The sequence below is a fragment of the Bacillus aerolatus genome, from assembly GCF_009183655.1.
Lineage (GTDB): Bacteria > Bacillota > Bacilli > Bacillales > Domibacillaceae > Pseudobacillus > Pseudobacillus aerolatus.
The window spans coordinates 107,053-123,392 of sequence record NZ_WEIO01000004.1 but is presented as its reverse complement, the minus strand read 5'-3'; the positions used below and the strand labels follow the sequence as shown (position 1 = coordinate 123,392).

Annotated in this window: 19 protein-coding genes and 2 riboswitches; of the genes, 12 read left to right on the top strand and 7 right to left on the bottom strand. The window is 45.2% G+C overall.

Annotated elements, in window-relative coordinates:
* Nucleotides 1-163: 163 nt before the first annotated feature.
* Nucleotides 164-1,627 (top strand): potassium/proton antiporter, encoded by a 1,464-nt coding sequence (locus F9802_RS08465; protein WP_152150910.1) that lies wholly within the window; start codon nucleotides 164-166, stop codon nucleotides 1,625-1,627.
* A gap of 374 nt (nucleotides 1,628-2,001) precedes the next feature.
* Here the strand turns inward: F9802_RS08465 and F9802_RS08460 are convergent, their stop codons facing one another.
* From F9802_RS08460 to F9802_RS08450, 3 genes are read right to left on the bottom strand one after another with little or no spacing between them, the layout of a single operon-like run.
* Nucleotides 2,002-2,142, bottom strand: coding sequence for a YvrJ family protein (locus F9802_RS08460; RefSeq protein ID WP_152150908.1), 141 nt, complete (start codon nucleotides 2,140-2,142; stop codon nucleotides 2,002-2,004).
* A 57-nt stretch (nucleotides 2,143-2,199) separates the two neighbouring features.
* Complete coding sequence (locus F9802_RS08455; protein WP_152150906.1) at nucleotides 2,200-2,418, bottom strand: DUF2922 domain-containing protein; 219 nt, start codon at nucleotides 2,416-2,418, stop codon at nucleotides 2,200-2,202.
* A gap of 16 nt (nucleotides 2,419-2,434) precedes the next feature.
* Entirely contained in the window at nucleotides 2,435-2,653 is a 219-nt protein-coding gene (locus tag F9802_RS08450) for a DUF1659 domain-containing protein (RefSeq protein WP_225435246.1), read from the bottom strand.
* Between the two features lie 173 nt (nucleotides 2,654-2,826).
* Between F9802_RS08450 and F9802_RS08445 the strand changes: the two genes are divergently transcribed.
* The gene (locus F9802_RS08445; RefSeq protein WP_152150904.1) at nucleotides 2,827-3,969 is read left to right on the top strand and encodes a polysaccharide deacetylase; all 1,143 of its coding nucleotides are present in this window, start codon (nucleotides 2,827-2,829) and stop codon (nucleotides 3,967-3,969) included.
* Nucleotides 3,970-3,998: 29 nt separating this feature from the next.
* Here the strand turns inward: F9802_RS08445 and F9802_RS20220 are convergent, their stop codons facing one another.
* Both F9802_RS20220 and F9802_RS19595 read right to left on the bottom strand, forming a co-directional pair.
* Nucleotides 3,999-4,196, bottom strand: coding sequence for a hypothetical protein (locus tag F9802_RS20220; RefSeq protein ID WP_404799158.1), 198 nt, complete (start codon nucleotides 4,194-4,196; stop codon nucleotides 3,999-4,001).
* 22 nt (nucleotides 4,197-4,218) lie between these two features.
* On the bottom strand, nucleotides 4,219-4,374 hold the full coding sequence (locus tag F9802_RS19595) for an SIMPL domain-containing protein (RefSeq protein ID WP_191991810.1): 156 nt from the start codon (nucleotides 4,372-4,374) through the stop codon (nucleotides 4,219-4,221).
* Nucleotides 4,375-4,703: 329 nt separating this feature from the next.
* Nucleotides 4,704-4,818: riboswitch (TPP riboswitch) on the top strand.
* 147 nt (nucleotides 4,819-4,965) lie between these two features.
* Here F9802_RS19595 and thiC point away from each other — a divergent pair.
* The 7 genes from thiC to F9802_RS08405 all read left to right on the top strand — a co-directional run bounded on the left by thiC (nucleotide 4,966) and on the right by F9802_RS08405 (nucleotide 11,458).
* Nucleotides 4,966-6,750: a phosphomethylpyrimidine synthase ThiC gene (gene thiC / locus F9802_RS08435; RefSeq protein ID WP_152150902.1), complete on the top strand. Its 1,785-nt coding sequence runs from the start codon at nucleotides 4,966-4,968 to the stop codon at nucleotides 6,748-6,750.
* A 21-nt stretch (nucleotides 6,751-6,771) separates the two neighbouring features.
* Complete coding sequence (locus tag F9802_RS08430) at nucleotides 6,772-6,939, top strand: serine protease (RefSeq protein WP_152150901.1); 168 nt, start codon at nucleotides 6,772-6,774, stop codon at nucleotides 6,937-6,939.
* Nucleotides 6,940-7,124: 185 nt separating this feature from the next.
* Nucleotides 7,125-7,234: riboswitch (TPP riboswitch) on the top strand.
* 83 nt (nucleotides 7,235-7,317) lie between these two features.
* A complete protein-coding gene (locus tag F9802_RS08425; protein ID WP_152150899.1) occupies nucleotides 7,318-7,917 on the top strand; it encodes a YkoF family thiamine/hydroxymethylpyrimidine-binding protein in 600 nt (199 codons plus the stop codon).
* A gap of 20 nt (nucleotides 7,918-7,937) precedes the next feature.
* Nucleotides 7,938-8,516, top strand: a complete 579-nt coding sequence (locus tag F9802_RS08420) for an ECF transporter S component (RefSeq protein ID WP_152150897.1) — start codon at nucleotides 7,938-7,940, stop codon at nucleotides 8,514-8,516.
* On the top strand, nucleotides 8,513-10,183 hold the full coding sequence (locus F9802_RS08415) for an ABC transporter ATP-binding protein (protein ID WP_152150895.1): 1,671 nt from the start codon (nucleotides 8,513-8,515) through the stop codon (nucleotides 10,181-10,183). Before F9802_RS08420 ends, F9802_RS08415 begins: the two co-directional genes overlap by 4 nt.
* Complete coding sequence (locus F9802_RS08410) at nucleotides 10,164-10,946, top strand: energy-coupling factor transporter transmembrane component T family protein (RefSeq protein WP_152150893.1); 783 nt, start codon at nucleotides 10,164-10,166, stop codon at nucleotides 10,944-10,946. Before F9802_RS08415 ends, F9802_RS08410 begins: the two co-directional genes overlap by 20 nt.
* A 137-nt stretch (nucleotides 10,947-11,083) precedes the next feature.
* Nucleotides 11,084-11,458, top strand: a complete 375-nt coding sequence (locus tag F9802_RS08405) for a DUF3888 domain-containing protein (RefSeq protein WP_152150891.1) — start codon at nucleotides 11,084-11,086, stop codon at nucleotides 11,456-11,458.
* Between the two features lie 419 nt (nucleotides 11,459-11,877).
* Here the strand turns inward: F9802_RS08405 and F9802_RS19590 are convergent, their stop codons facing one another.
* Both F9802_RS19590 and F9802_RS08400 read right to left on the bottom strand, forming a co-directional pair.
* On the bottom strand, nucleotides 11,878-12,039 hold the full coding sequence (locus tag F9802_RS19590; RefSeq protein ID WP_191991809.1) for an SIMPL domain-containing protein: 162 nt from the start codon (nucleotides 12,037-12,039) through the stop codon (nucleotides 11,878-11,880).
* A 211-nt stretch (nucleotides 12,040-12,250) separates the two neighbouring features.
* Entirely contained in the window at nucleotides 12,251-13,213 is a 963-nt protein-coding gene (locus F9802_RS08400) for an ABC transporter substrate-binding protein (protein WP_404799151.1), read from the bottom strand.
* A gap of 258 nt (nucleotides 13,214-13,471) precedes the next feature.
* Here F9802_RS08400 and F9802_RS08395 point away from each other — a divergent pair, with 258 nt between their 5' ends.
* The 3 genes from F9802_RS08395 to F9802_RS08385 are packed head-to-tail and all read left to right on the top strand — an operon-like array spanning nucleotide 13,472 to nucleotide 16,286.
* On the top strand, nucleotides 13,472-14,470 hold the full coding sequence (locus F9802_RS08395; protein ID WP_191991808.1) for a FecCD family ABC transporter permease: 999 nt from the start codon (nucleotides 13,472-13,474) through the stop codon (nucleotides 14,468-14,470).
* Nucleotides 14,467-15,516: a FecCD family ABC transporter permease gene (locus F9802_RS08390; protein WP_152150889.1), complete on the top strand. Its 1,050-nt coding sequence runs from the start codon at nucleotides 14,467-14,469 to the stop codon at nucleotides 15,514-15,516. The genes F9802_RS08395 and F9802_RS08390 overlap by 4 nt, the downstream gene beginning before the upstream one ends.
* A 35-nt stretch (nucleotides 15,517-15,551) precedes the next feature.
* A complete protein-coding gene (locus tag F9802_RS08385; protein WP_152150887.1) occupies nucleotides 15,552-16,286 on the top strand; it encodes a (2Fe-2S)-binding protein in 735 nt (244 codons plus the stop codon).
* Nucleotides 16,287-16,340 lie beyond the last annotated feature (54 nt).

Sequence of the window (16,340 nt, the reverse complement as noted above, 5' to 3'; positions counted from 1 at the left end):
AAATAAACTCATTCGTTTGTCATAGTATAGAGGTAATTAGCAGAAAACTATTGAAAAAATTGAGAGGAAAAAAGATTTTCTTTATATTGAGACAATTTAGTTGGGGAAAGTGAGAAGATTACTATACAATAAAAAGAGACATTTTTTAAAAGAGGAGGAAGTAATGACATTTACGATTGAAAACATTGTTTTGGCTTTTGCTATTTTATTATTAGTCGGCGTCGTGAGCGCTAAGTTTTCTACGAGGCTCGGGCTGCCGTCGCTTGTTTTATTTATTGTCGCAGGTATGGTGCTGAACCAGTTTGTTTTTTTTGACAATGCGTGGCTCGCACAGCTGCTGGCGACGGTGGCGTTAGTCATTATTTTATTTGAAGGCGGGCTGCAGACGAAGTGGGAAAGTGTGAAAACCGTCTATAAGCCATCGTTGTCGCTGGCTACACTCGGTGTGATTGCAACAACGGTTATGGTCGGAATTGCTGCTAAATTTGTCCTCGACTTAACGTGGGCGGAAGGCATTCTCGTTGGGGCTATTGTCGGCTCAACTGATGCGGCCGCCGTGTTCAGTGTGCTCGGCAGTAAGAACGTCAAACCGAAGCTGACGACAGTGCTTGAAGCAGAATCGGCTTCCAATGATCCGATGGCTATTTTTTTGACGATCAGTTTAATTCAAGTGATTCAATCTCCCTCATTTGACCCTCTCAACCTTATTTTAAACTTTTTCTGGCAAATGGGGCTTGGGCTCATACTCGGTGTCGTGTTCGGCAAAGTCTCTGTCTGGGTGATCAACAAAATCAACCTCGATTCTTCCGGACTTTATCCTGTTTTGTCGGTCGCTTTGGCGATTTTTGCTTTCAGTACGATTACGATCATGAATGCGAGCGGGTTTTTAGCAGTGTATGTAATGGCGATCATCATCGGTAATTCTGATTTAACGTACCGCCATTCGATTCTCGGTTTTAATGAAGGCTTGGCGTGGATGATGCAGATGTTGATGTTCATGATTTTAGGTTTGCTCGTTTTCCCGAAAGATTTGCTGGATGTCGCCTGGCAGGGAATTGCGCTTGCTGTTTTCTTAATGGTGGTCGCGCGGCCGGTCGGAGTGTTTGTCAGCTTGATTTTCTCTAAACTAAATGTGAAGGAAAAACTGTTTATTTCATGGGCCGGCTTAAAAGGGGCGGTGCCGATTATTCTCGGGACGTATCCGCTTGTGGAAGGGCTCGAACACGGCCAACTCATGTTTAACGTTGTTTTTTTCGTTGTCCTCTTGTCTGCAGTGATCCAGGGTACAACGATTTCCCAAGCTGCTAAACTGCTTGGCGTAGCAGGAGCCGGAAAAAAAGCTCAGTCGGCACATAGTCTGGAACTTATCTCTATCGGTAAAACGAACAGCGAAATGGTAGAAACGCGAATCCTTGATGGATCGCCGGTGGCTAATAAAGAAATTCAAGACATTTCGTTTCCGCCTAAAACGCTCATTACCGCAGTAATTCGCGGCGATCAATTAATTACGCCTTATGGAGGAACGAAGCTGCTGCCAGAGGATGTCATTTATGTGTTAGTAAAGAAAGATAAAAAAGAAGAACTGAAAAAAATTATCATGAAAAAAGAAGAAGAACAAACAGGCTGACCGGTCTTCCGGTCAGCCTGTTTGTTACTCAATAATAAAGCATGAATTTTTTATACTTTGTTTTAATGTCCAACTCTAGGCGCCATCGGCTCTGTGGTCTAGCCAATCCGCCCAGAAGGTTAAAGAACAACCTTCCAGCCGGCTCGTCTTATGCTTGAGGCCCGCAGGAAGCGGGTCATGCAGATGTTGCCACAGGACGTGGCGATTTTAGTCTGCGTTCCTCGATAAGCGGGCGTCTTCCGCTTTTCTTACTGTCCAGCTCCAGGCGCCATCGGCTCGAGGTCATAAGCCAATCCGTCCAGAAGGTTAAAGAACAACCTTCCAGCCGGCTTGTCTTATGCTTGTCGCCGATAAGCGGGCGCCTTCCGCTTTTCTTATGATTCGCGCATTTTTTCAGGCAAGGTCTGGATCGATTGGATGACGCCGTCAAGCTTCGTTTCAATTCGGTACAGCAAATAAAAGGTGACGGCTATCGGAAATCCGACGTCCTGAATAAAAGGCATGATCTGTTCCATGTTGATTTCCCCCTATATAAAGAAGGGAAAGTCAGGCAGCTGACTTTCCCTTTCATGTTAGTTGACCGGAATGTCTGTGACATTGCGATCGATGAGACTCGCTCCTTTAATACCGGTGAAAGCGCCGGATGTCGAATTAAATACATTGGATTGAATCATTTCTGTCATCGATTGCTTGACAGCCGCGGGGTCAACTGGCTCCTTTGGGTTCTCAAGCGATAAGCTCGCTGTTTTTCCGAGTTCTGTTGTGAATTGCAACTGAAGTGTTTTTGCCATGTTTTACATCCTCCCGTTAATTGATTTCAAAATAGTCGTTACGTGCAACTGTCACCACTGGCTTATCTGTTAAAGCAGCAATGGCAGCCCCGGCCGCTTCCAGCTCATCCGCTGTCGCCAATTCATTCACGTTAGCGAATGTTTTTGATTTGTAAACTGGTTTTCCTTCACCGTTCAATCCATGGTCAAAAATGAGGCTTAAAGTAGATTTCATTAAAACTGCTTGTGCCATCATGATCACCTCCTTTCACCCTCTATATAAAAAAAATGAAGCAAAAAAGACACCTTTTTGTAAGAAGAAATCATGTAATATTTTTAATATTTTCGTAACATTAAAGAGGTGACCATAGTATAATGGGAAAATAACATTTAAAAAATTCCATTTAAAGAAAAAAGGGGTAGGGAAAGATGAGGAAAAAGTGGATGATCATGTGTGTGATGATGCTGTTTTTTCTAGGCGTGGGAGGGGCATCTGCCAGTGAGGTCACGAAAAAAAATATCTATATCGGGCTTCACGATAAGATGCTGCCATTTGCAACAGGAGAAGCATTTATTGTCAACGGCCAGGCGGTGGCTCCGGCTGAAAAGCTGTCACGTTACTTGTATATGAAACAAACAGGCAGCCCACCTAAAGGGGATTATACATTTGAAAAAGGCGATCAGCAGCTGACTTTTAACTTAAAAACAAAAGCGGCTTTTTTAAATGGCAAAGCAACAACGTCTGCTGTTACTTACATGGAAAATGGACAGTTATACATCGGCATCCGCTGGCTTGTGGAATTATTCGGCTTTAAAGTAGATTATCTCAGCAATCATCACACCGTCCGCGTGTATAGGGAAGCGGGAGCTAAGTTGTCTAATGATCAGTTTCTAGCCGCGAATAAATCATTTTTTGACCGAATCAACAGTCGGCCGCCGACAAAAGGTCCCATCGCTTATTTGACATTCGATGACGGCCCGAGTGTCCATGCGGCAAGCATATTGAAAACACTTGCTGCTTATAAGGTGAAAGCGACATTTTTCTATATTGAACCGAACATTACGAAGCACGCTTCTGCCGCCAAGCAGACTGCAGCGGAGGGGCATTATCTCGCTCTGCATAGTGTGACTCACCAAGTCAATCCCCTCTATCAATCACCGCAAAATTTTATGAATGAAATGGCGAAAACAAATCAAACAATGAAACAAGTCACTGGCCACTCATCGGTATTAGTGCGGGCGCCGTTTGGCAGCTCTCCTTATTTGAAACAGCCGTTCCGCGATGCGATGGCCAAAAAAGGTTATCGTCTTTGGGACTGGGACATAGACAGCGAAGACTGGAGATACAGCGCCAGCTCCAAAGCGCGTATTTTACAAAACATTCAGGCCGGTATTAAACAGCAAAAAAAGCGCGGCGACCAGCACGTTGTCATCTTGCTGCATGAGAAAAAAATCACCGCCGACATGCTGCCGCAAATCTTGCAATATTTGAAAAAAGAAGGCTATCAACTTCAAGCCTACAACCCGTCCGCTCACATTGTCCAAAACTTTTGGAAAGATGCGAGACTATAATTTGTATAATAAAAAATTAAGGGAAAAAGTTAAAGCTTATTACTATATTGAAAAATGGCTTTTGCATTTGCGTTTATAGTAAACTCTCCTATTTGGATAGGTGGAGTCGTGTCCGAAGGGGAAGATTGCGAAAAAGCTAATACCATAGGTCTTTGTTCTTCATTATCTCCTCCTTCTGTAATTTTTAGGGGGATTTTTTTTACAGTTACACCTATTGTTCGTGCGATTACTTCTGCTTTTTCCCTTGCATTATGAATGGCTATTTTTAATGCTTCCTGATAATAAAAATTGGGGTTTTACACCTACAGTTAATATTGCTTCATCTGGCTTTACTGTTATTTGTCCGCTGCCTTCTACCGTCATCGTGTAAGCATTTTGGTTTCTATAAGGGGAATGATCATACATTCTTATTCCTCCAGGGTTTGATATATAGTACATAAGCGGTTCACCTTCCTATCAGGATGTATTCTCTTTTCATTCATACGTTTAGTACCAACAGGATAAATTGCATTCCTAAATTTATATGATCATTATGTGAAAAAAGAAGGATAGCAGCTTTGAGCCTATAATCCGTCCGTTTACGACACCAAAAATTTAGGAAGGGATTTGAGATTGTAGAAGAGGAAGCTTAACATGCGTGTCGGTTTTATCGTGATTTTAGGAGATTTTGCTGAATTTTCAAAAAATGTCTTTTCTTTTGCTAAACTCCCATGTATAATGAATTTAAATTGAATAGAAATGACTAGGGGAGTCCAATGAGCTGGGCTGAGAAAGAAACGCGATGAAGTTTCTCGACTCTTAGGACCTGATCTGGTTCATACCAGCGTGGGGAAGTTAGAGCAATCACTCATGCAACACTACTTCTGCATACATATTAGCCGGGTCCAACCATTCGTGGGACCCGGCTTTTTTATGTACTTCGATAAGCTTTTCCACTTGTTATGTGCTGAATCTCGTCCTTTAACTAATAACCCATTGAAAAGGAGAGATTTATTTATGTCAACATCTTCATTAAACGAAAAAAGTATTTCCATCATGTCCAGCTTTTCAGGAAGTAAAAAAGTGTATGTCGAAGGTTCCCGGCCCGATATGAAAGTTCCAATGCGTGAAATTGAGTTAAGTCCGACAACAGGGACGTTTGGTGAAGAAGAAAACCCGCCGGTGCGCGTCTATGACACGAGTGGACCTTATACGGATCCCGAGTACTCTGTTGATATCACAAAAGGTCTGCCTGCCCTTCGAAGCGGATGGATTCATGAACGAGACGATGTTGAAGAATATGAAGCCCGGGAGATTAAGCCCGAAGATAACGGTTATAAGGATGAAAACGATCCGCGTGCTAATCAAAACGTATTTCCACGATTAAAGCGCCGGCCGCTGCGCGCAAAAAAAGGAAAAAATGTTACACAGCTTCATTATGCAAAAAAAGGAATCATTACTCCTGAAATGGAGTTTATCGCATTAAGAGAAAATATGAAGCCAGAATTTGTGCGTGATGAAGTGGCAAGAGGCCGGGCAATTATTCCTGCTAACATCAACCACCCTGAGATAGAACCTATGATCATCGGGCGTAATTTTCATGTGAAAATCAATGCCAATATTGGCAACTCGGCTGTTTCATCTTCCATTGAACAAGAGGTTGAAAAAATGACATGGGCGACACGCTGGGGTGCTGATAATATTATGGACCTGTCCACAGGCAAAAACATTCACACAACTAGGGAATGGATTATCCGCAACTCACCTGTTCCTGTCGGGACCGTTCCAATTTATCAAGCGCTTGAAAAAGTAAATGGCGTGGCTGAAGATCTAACATGGGAGGTTTACCGTGATACGTTGATTGAACAAGCGGAGCAAGGCGTTGATTACTTCACCATTCATGCGGGTGTTCTCCTGCGCTATGTTCCATTAACGGCAAAGCGCGTAACAGGCATTGTCTCCCGCGGTGGATCGATCATGGCTCAATGGTGCTTACATCATCACAAAGAAAGTTTTTTATATACTCACTTTGAAGAAATTTGTGAAATCATGAAATCGTACGATATTTCATTCTCTTTAGGTGACGGCTTGCGTCCTGGGTCGATTGCGGATGCGAATGATGAAGCGCAATTTGCCGAATTAGAAACGCTTGGAGAGCTGACAAAGATTGCTTGGGAGCATGATGTCCAGGTGATGGTTGAGGGACCAGGACATGTGCCAATGCACTTAATTAAAGAAAACATGGACAAACAATTGGAAGTGTGTCAGGAAGCGCCATTCTACACACTGGGACCGCTCACGACGGATATCGCTCCCGGTTATGATCATATTACATCCGCTATCGGAGCGGCGATGATTGGCTGGTATGGTACAGCGATGCTTTGCTATGTGACGCCGAAAGAACATTTAGGTTTGCCAAATAGAGAGGATGTTCGTACAGGGGTGGTTACATATAAAATCGCCGCACATGCCGCTGACTTGGCCAAAGGACATCCAGGAGCTCATAAAAGAGATGATGCTTTATCAAAAGCACGTTTTGAATTCCGTTGGAGAGATCAATTTAATTTATCTTTAGATCCTGAACGTGCAATGGAATATCATGATGAAACGTTACCTGCGGAAGGGGCAAAAACAGCCCATTTTTGTTCCATGTGCGGGCCGAAGTTTTGTAGCATGAGAATCTCTCAAGATATCCGGAATTATGCAAAAGAAAATAAACTTGATACGAATGCAGCCATTGAAAAAGGGATGAAGGAAAAGGCGGAGGAGTTTAAGCAATCCGGCGGCCAGATCTATCAGTAGTTTTCAAAGGAGGTTATTCGGATGAACGTCCAAAAAATTGAAGCGGAAATCAATCAATTGAAAACGAATCTTACATTTTTGGAAAAACGATTAAAAGTAATTCAACAAAATTGTGAGCACAAATATAAAGGGAATCAGTATTATGAAACATGTATCAAGTGTAATAAAGTAAATGTTTTATATTATTAACACGTAAAAATGAAGCCATGAAACCTTGCCTTGATTATTCACTTAGGGCAAGGTTGTTTCATCTTCCAAAAGAAAATAACCGTGATTTAATTTTTCAGAAAAATTAGAAAAAATGCAGGGTAGCATCTTTACTTTATCGACATCATTCGATATGATGAAACAAACAATGAAAAACTGCATATGTAAGCTTGCACTAGGGGTGCCGAAACGGCTGAGATAGGACGCGGAAGAGCGCGCCAATCCCTTAGTACCCGATCTGGATAATACTAGCGTGGGGAAGTGCAGTCGTTATACGGTCAAATTTCTTTCCGTACACCGCTGCATCTTCTATAAGGTGCAGTTTTTTTGTTGTCAAAAAAAACCAAGGGGGAGTTTAAGATGACCAATTTATTTTGCGGCAGCACGAGCCGAATTGTCGGATTTCGTTTTTCTCTTTATCCGATGAGCGATCAATTTGTAGAAGTGATTACTTCGACATTAGCGAAAACGGATACGACGAAAGTGTGGATGCAGACAGATGATATTAGCACGTGCATCCGCGGAAAAATGGAGCACGTATTTGATGTGGCAAAAGCCGTTTATCTTCATGCGGCAAACACAGGCAAGCATGTCGTGTTGAACGGTACTTTCTCGATCGGCTGTCCGGGAGATTCAGACGGGGATACGTATATGTCTGAAGACGATGTGCGCAGCAACGAAGAGAAAGTGGCGGATATACATATCGAAGCGCCGACGCAGTTTGCCCTTTATCCGATGAATGAAGGCGACTACATGCCAATTATCGCTGATGTGGTCGAGATAGCGAACGAAAAAGGAACGCTCACAGGTGGTATTCACTATGCTAGCCGGCTCGACGGCGATGCGCACGATGTGTTCGCCACCCTGGAAGAAGTGTTTCGCTTCACGCAGGAAAAAGTAAGCCACGTCACGATGACGGTTAATGCAGCGGCCAACAGTCCTTCTAGAAAAAATCGCTAACCGAACAGGGGGAGAAAAAGATGTTCAAATGGAATCTTCGTGAAATTGTTGTCATGTCCGCTTTGGCTGTCGTTTTTGCTATCGTATATTTACTGTTTGTCCAAGTGGGGAATGTGTTTGCCGGCTTAATGGGGCCAATCGGGTATGAACCGATTTTCGGCATTTGGTTTATCGTTTCCATCATTACGGCGTACATCATCCGCAAACCGGGCGCTGCTTTTCTGTCGGAAACGATCGCTGCTTTTATTGAAGTGTTAATTGGAAACGTAAACGGGCCAAGACTCATTCTTTCAGGGATGATTCAAGGCCTCGGAGCAGAAGCGGCCTTTGCGGCAACAGGGTGGAAGCGCTACTCTGTCTGGGTACTGATGGCAGCCGGCATGGGGTCTTCCGTCTTCAGCTTCGTCTGGGGATATTTCGTCTCGGGCTATGCGGCGTTGTCTCCGCAATATGTACTCGCAATGTTTGTGATCCGCTTAGTGTCAGGCGCGGTGCTGGCCGGACTGTTAGGCAAGTATGTCGGTGATTCTTTAGGAAGAACAGGTGTGTTGAACGGGATGGCGCTCGGAAAAGAAATGAAAAGGAAAAAAGCGGCATGACTGCGCCGTTGCTCACCGTCGACAACTTCACCTTTTCGTACGATGAAGCGGAAAAGCCTGTGCTGCACAATCTATCTTTTACGGTAGAACAAGGAGAAGCGCTCCTGCTTCTCGGCCCGAGCGGCTCAGGGAAGAGTTCGCTGGCGCTTTGCTTGAACGGCTTGTATCCTGCCGCTGTAGACGGCTCGTCAACAGGCGAGATTTCTTTAGCTGGGAAAAAACTCGACGCTTATTTGCCGGGAGAAGCAAGCCGGCGGATTGGAGTCGTGTTTCAAGATCCGGATGCCCAGTTTTGTATGCTGACAGTTGAAGATGAACTTGCTTTCGGTTTAGAGAACTTGAACGTGCCCCGGGAGGAAATGGCGGACAGAATGGAATGGGCACTTGGGCTAGTCGATCTGCAAAACTATAGAACTTCTCCTATCGCTTCACTTTCCGGAGGGATGAAACAAAAGCTGGCACTTGCTTGTGTATTGGCTATGAAGCCTGATTTGATTATTTTAGACGAACCGACTGCCATGCTCGACCCTGTCACGACAAAAGAATTAGCAGAGACGATAAAAGCGTTACATGCGGAACTCGGTTTTTCTTTACTAGTGATTGAGCATAAACTGGATCATTGGATTTCCTTCATGGACAGGTGCCTCATTTTTACCGAAACGGGTGAAGTCATGTTCGACGGTATTCCAGAAGACGGCTTCTCTTTTTATCTGGACGAATTAAAAGAGCAGGGAGTTTGGCTGCCGAAGCCGCTCGTTTTCAGTGAACAGCTGAATATGGCAGGCAAATTGCCGCTGACGGAAGATGAATTGCTGGCGGCAATGAACTGGCAAGCATTTGAGAAAGCAGGACAATTATTGCAAAAAGAGAGGCGCGAGTATTCGGGGACGATTTTGGAAACACGCAAACTCTCTTTTTTAAGAGGGGCAAAGCCAATTTTGAAGCAGGTAAATGTTCGCTTGCCGAAAGGGGCTTTGACCGCTATTGTTGGTCCGAACGGCGCCGGAAAATCCACGCTTTCCTACACGCTCGCAGGCTTAGAAACACCGGATAACGGAGAAGTGTTGTATGAAAAAGAGCCGCTTGCGCACTTATCCGGTGCAGCGATGAGCGAAAAGATCGGTTATGTGTTTCAAAATCCTGAACACCAATTTATTACCGATTCCGTGTATGAGGAAATTGCTTTTTCCTTGCGCATGCAAAAGAAAAAAGAGGCAGACATTGAACAGATCGTCGGGGAAATTCTGGCCGCCTGCCGGCTCCAAGGGTTGGCACACCAGCATCCGTTCTCATTAAGCCAAGGGCAAAAAAGACGGTTGAGTGTTGCCACGATGCTTGTTGATGAACAGTCTCTTTTTATACTGGATGAACCGACGTACGGTCAGGATCAGAAAGCGGCTGCGGAATTGATGAAAATGGTGGAAAAGCGGCTTGCCGCCGGATTTTCAGCGGTGATGATCACTCACGATATGGAGCTTGTTGCCGCTTTTGCAGATCAAGTGATCGTACTCGTAGAAGGAGAAGTATTATTTGCGGGAGTGCCGCACGACTTGTTTTCCGATCGAAGCGGACTGCTGGAAAAAGCACAGCTAGAGCGGCCGCTGGCTTATTCGATTCGGGAAAAATGGAGATTAAGGGGGGAGTCACTTGCGGCTTCACAAGCTTAATCCAAGCATTAAAGCGTTGACCGTCATTTTATTGGTGTTTCTTTTGTCATTCGTTTTTGATCCGGTGACGCCTCTGCTTTACTGGCTGTTCATTGTTGTGGTCACTTTCAGTCTTGGAAAAGTCGAGACGCGAAAATGGCTGCTCATTTTTGTTCCATTTTTGGTCGTCGCTCTCGGTTACGTGTGGACAACGGCTGTTTTTTCGAATCCGCCTGCAGGAACAGAGCTCGTGACGTATTGGACGATTGGCCCGGTTGAAATAACGAATTACGGTCTTTCCACCGGCCTTGCGCTCGGACTGCGCGTACTCTGTTTTGCCGGCTTGTCACTGCTGTTCATCTTAACGACCGACCCGGTCAAATTTATTTTAAGCCTCGTCCAGCAATGCAAACTGCCGCCAAAACTCGCTTACGGATTATTGGCCGGCTATCGCTTTTTGCCGCTTTTAACAGAGGAAGTGAAAATCATTCGCCACGCCCACAAAGTGAGAGGCGCCAACCGGGAAACAGGTCTCAAAGGGAAACTGTTTGCGCTCAAAAGATATGCGATTCCCTTGCTCGCAAGCGCCATCCGCAAAGCTGAACGGGCCGCGATCGCCATGGAATCAAAAGGATTCACAGGCGGGCGCAGCCGCACATATTATCACCAAATACACATTCAAAAACAAGACTGGCTCTTTTTCGGATTAATGATCGGCTTGTTTTTCCTATGCGTATTCGTCTCCATGCAGCTCGGCACGTTTAGAGGGTACGGTGATATTTAATGAAGCGGCCGCGCTTTCTTCATAAGGAGTTTCTCAAAGGCCCCTTTTGCGTATTAAAATTGCATGTATTTAACGCTCATAAACAGCATTCACCAGGAGAAAATAAAGTAACGAAGTAAAAACAAAGGGTGAATCTGTTGAGAAAAATAATACGCAGTTTGTCGTTGTCGATACTAATCATTTTCTTAGGAGTAAATCCTGTCTTTGGCCAAGAAGTAAGCAAGGCGGACATGGAGGAAGTGTTAACCACTCAGTTCCATAAACAAATATCCGATTCGATAAAAAAATCCTATAACGTTAGATTCCCACAGTTTGAAAGCGCACAAATCATTTCAATCAAAAAAGAATATCTCCCTGAATCTTCAGAAGAACTGAAGCCCGGGAAATTTTATGAAATTAAAATAAGAGTGAAAGTGCTAAATGATTTAAGACAAGGGAATTCATTAGTAATCACACTTAATAACGACAATTCAAGTGGAGAGTTTGTTGTGAAAGAGGTAAAAAAAGAATAAGCATCCTCTTTCTTTAAAGCCACGATTGGGTTGTTCATCAAATCAGCAAGTTTGTTCACGCAAGCGTCGGGTTGTTCACGGAATCAGCGAGTTTGTTCACGCAAGCGTCAGGTTGTTCATCAAATCACCCCAACTTATTCACGCGCTAGAGCGGCCAGCCAACATGTCATAAAAGAATCAGCCTGCACAAAGAGTGCAGGCTGTTCGCTATTATTTTTTGCGGCATGAATTTCTCAAGGTTATCAAGCATAGAGTGGACTGCAATGGCGCCGCCATGATGAGTAAAGGAACGCCGTTTTAATTAGTTGTATTCAAAAACGGCTTTTATATTTGCACTTATAGTCAATTCTCCTGTTTGGATAGGAGGGGGAATGTCTGAAGAAGGTTGTGAAAAAGCTAATACCATAGGCTGCGGTTCTTCAGTACGGTTTCCTTCTGTCATTTTTATAGGAACTTACTACACCTACAGTTAATATCGCTTCGTCCGGCTTAACTGTGATCTGTCCATTTCCTTCTACCGTCATCGTGTAAGCTTGTTGGTTTCTGTAAGGGAGGGGCGTGTATGGGGAATAATCATACATCTGAGAGCCTCCTTATTTAGTATTCATCTCGATGTATATACTATGGAGGGATAGGCTTTGATGTATAGGCTAATACATCAAAGCATTTTGCTGAAAACTTAGTCAACAGCCAACTGGCATGGTAATTGAAGAAGGCGCTAAGTTGATAGTATTTATCTAAAAATGATCAACAAAAAAATCAGCCTGCACAATGAGTGCAGGCTGATCGTTTTTATTTTTTTAGCATGATTTTTTCAATGTCATCAAGCATATGGTTTGCTGCGATGACGCCGCCAGCTGTGTTCCAAGTAGTGTCACTGACTTTGTGGATGTTGCCAGTTTTGGCGACGTTCAAGTTTTTGAAGAGAGGATCATTGATCCATTCTTTTTCAAGTTCGGCTGCTTTGCCGTCTCCTGTGTCATACGTAAAGTAGAAAAGGATGTCTCCGTCCATCGCCGGAATGCGTTCTTTTGTCGCGTTTTTCTCGGCGAAGTCTGGTTTGTCTTGCTCTTTCGGACGGGCAAAACCGAGTTCGTCTAAAACAACGCCGGAGAAAGAGTCTTTATGATAAATGCGGACATCTCCCGCCATGAAGCGGACGATGGATACTTCTTGCTGCAGTTTGTCGCCAAGTTCTTTTTTCATATCGGCAATCCGCTTGTCATAGTCAGCAAGAACTTTTTTGCCTTCCTCTTCTTTATTGACTGCTTTTGCATACAACTTAAAGTTTTCTTTCCAGTCGCCGCGAAGCGTTTCGGAGAAAACAGTTGGTGCAATCGCATTTAATTGCTCATATAATTTTTCCTGACGCAGTTTGTTACCGATAATTAAATCAGGCTTTAACTTAGCGATCGCTTCCACATTCACCGGATCTTCCATTCCAACGACTTCGGCGTCTTTCATTTCTTCTTTAATATGATCATACCATGGGTTTCCTGTCCATGATTGAACCGCACCGACCGGTTTAACTCCTAAGGCTAGCAGTGCTTCTGTTCCTTCGTTCGTTAAAATAACGACACGTTCAGGTGTGCCTTTAATTTCTGTTTTTCCCATGGCGTGTTCGACTGTGTAACTTTCTACAGGTTCTTTCTTTTCTTTAGGCTGCTCTTTCGTTTCTTCTTTGTTGCCGCATGCGCCCAGCACGAGCAAAAGCAGAAGAGTAAGCAGGGCTGCTGAGATTTTTTTCATTCCCATATGTAGTTTTCCTCCCGTATAAATAGAATGGTGTTGAAAAGGGGGGCTGTGCGGGTGGGCATTCGCACAGCCGACGTGCATATTTTTTCTAGTGAGAGAACAGCGACGGGACAAATTGTGCTGTTCATATATTAATCATATTTTAATTGAGAATGAATGTCAACTACAAATGATAATGATTTTCAAATTCATTGACGTTCAGAGAATTCTTTCTTACAATAAAGAAAAAGAAGTGTTGCACTTAGGAAGGATTGCCAGATGAAAAGTAAGGCAGGCAAGCTTGGGCTTTTGATTGGCGGCGCAGTTTCAGTCGTGCTGCTGATGGCTCTAAGCATTGTATATGGATATACAAATACATCATGGTCAATGGCTTACCATGCATTTACAGCCTTTGACGGGTCAACAGAACATTTAGTTATTCAAAGCGTGAGGCTGCCGCGGGCGCTTATTGCTGCAGCTGTCGGCGCGAGCCTGGCGATAGCGGGCGCGATTTTGCAAACACTGACAAAAAACCCGCTTGCTTCGCCAGATATTTTAGGCATTAATGCCGGTGCCGGATTTTTTGTCGTTGTTTCTCTGTCTTTATTCGGCTTCAATAGCAGCCAGGCATTTGCCTTGATGGCATTTATAGGTTCAGCCGTGGCTGTCTTTCTCATGTTCGCTATCAGCTCTGCGGGAAGAGAAGGGATGACGCCGATGAAGCTGACGCTTGCGGGAGCGGCCATTGCGGCCATGTTTTCTTCTTTTACCCAAGGACTGCTCGTATTAGATGAAGCGGCACTCGATCAAGTGCTGTTTTGGCTGGCCGGATCGGTGCAAGGAAGAAAGCTCGAACTCCTGCAGGGAATCATTCCTTACTTGGCGGCAGGCGGGACACTCGCTCTGCTTCTCGCCCGCAAGCTGAATGTGCTGGCAATGGGAGAAGACGTCGCCCGAGGACTCGGGTTGAAAACCGGCTTGATTAAGCTGCTGTCTGCATTGGCTGTTGTGCTGCTTGCAGGCGGATCTGTAGCTGTCGCGGGACCGATTGGCTTTATCGGCATTATCATTCCCCACTTGGCGAAAAAATGGATTGGGACGGATCACCGCTGGCTTCTGCCATTTTCCGGCTTGCTCGGTGCCATTTTGTTAATTGCGGCTGACATTGGCGCGCGGTATGTGATCATGCCGCAGGAGGTGCCAGTCGGTGTAATGACAGCCGTCATCGGCGTGCCATTCTTTATTTACATCGCAAGAAAGGGGATTGGCACGAAATGAAGCGTTATTCGTCCAGACGGCTGTTCAGTGGCCGCATTTCATTTTTAATCGACAAACATGCAGGCAAAAAAATGGCCGTATTGCTGTTGCTGCTATTTCTGCTTCTTACAGCAAGCGCTGCACTCGGAGATATAAAACTGAGCCTGCCGGCGGTGTTTCACACATTTATTGGCGGCGGCACGGATTTTGACCAGTTAGTCGTTTACAGCTTCCGGATGCCGCGGATGGTCGTGGCGTTACTTGCCGGCATGGCCCTTGCGGCTGCCGGAGCCATTTTGCAAGGGCTTGTGCGCAATCCGCTCGCTTCGCCGGATATTATCGGACTGACAGCAGGCGCCAGTGCCGCTGTTGTCGGCTTTTTGACGATATTCAGTAATGAAAGCAATGCGCTGACGGTCAGCATTCAATGGCTGCCGCTTGCGGCTTTTTTTGGCGCTGCTGTTGCTGCCTTGGCTATTTATCTATTTGCATGGAAAAACGGTGTCTCTCCGGTTCGGCTCGTGTTAATTGGAATTGGAGTAGCCGCACTTATGCAGGCAATTAAGACGATGCTCATGATTTTAGGCCCGATTCATCAGGCCGCCAAAGCGAATATTTGGCTGACCGGCACGGTGAACGGAGCGAGCTGGAAAGACGTGGCGGTTTTAGCTCCGTGGACAATTGTGTTATTGGCGGCCGCTTTTTTAGCAGCCCGCCATGTAAATATTCAGGAGCTTGGCGATGAGCTGGCAGTGAATGCTGGTGCCCGCGTGGAGTGGCAGCGGCTTTTGCTGATCATTCTTGCGACTGGGCTTGTCGGAGGAGCAGTCGCTTTCGCTGGGGGAATTGGCTTTGTCGGCTTAATGGCACCGCATATGGCCCGCCGTCTCGTCGGTTCGGCTTTCGGTGCACTGCTGCCGGCTTCTGCTTTAATCGGCGCTATGCTTGTTATGGCTGCCGATTTAGCCGGGCGCACATTGTTTTTGCCGCTGGAAGTACCAGCAGGAGTGTTTACAGCTGGCATCGGCGCTCCTTATTTTATTTATTTGCTTTTTCGAATGAAATAGGCGCAAGCCGCTCATAAGGGAGAGGTGTAGGAAAGGTGTGGACAACAAAAGAGAAACAACTGCTTGAAGAACGGTTTCGCTGTTTAGTTGATGAGTCATTAAATGGAGGAGACATAAAGCTGTCTGATTTAACGGATGAAGAAAAGCTCGCAGCCTTTTTGCAAAAGAAAGCGGACCAAATTTGCAGCGATCAGCCGAAAGTGGCCGGTTCCATTTTCATGAAGCGCTACGCATTTCTGCTCGTCGGCGTGCTTGCTTCCTGGTCTTTGTTCCGCAAGTTGCCAGCCCTCCAAGCAGAAGAGGCGCAGCTTGTCGATTATGAAAAAAACGGCAATTGGCAGCCGAAGTTCAGCATCGGTTCTGAGCTTTCCGTAAACGATCATCCGGGAGAGTGGCTGTGCCATATGGGAGAAGTCGTCGACGCGCTAAGGAAGACGACGAAACTGGCCAACTTAATTGCCTGGGAAAACGTGGCGATTTATATTTTCTGGCTGTACGACACAGTGGCAGAAGAAGAAGCGTTTGCCGCTGTGCGCAACCGTGCGAAAGCGGATTTAGACTGGCTTTTGGCAGACGAACAAGCGTCTCTTTTCGGCTCTTATCACGCCAATCCGCTCGCCAGGTACGACCGGACGAAAATTGAAGTGGAAGGCAGAGATGAAAAAATCAAAGTGCGAAAAACGTGTTGCTTTAATTATCTGCTCGATAAACCGGGTGCGAAAAACTGTAAAACGTGCCCGAAAGTATGTGTGCCGGTGAAAAGAAAGTAAGCGTAAAAGTAAGGGGGTGTTCTCCCATTTGACCGAACTAATTTCCAAAAATAA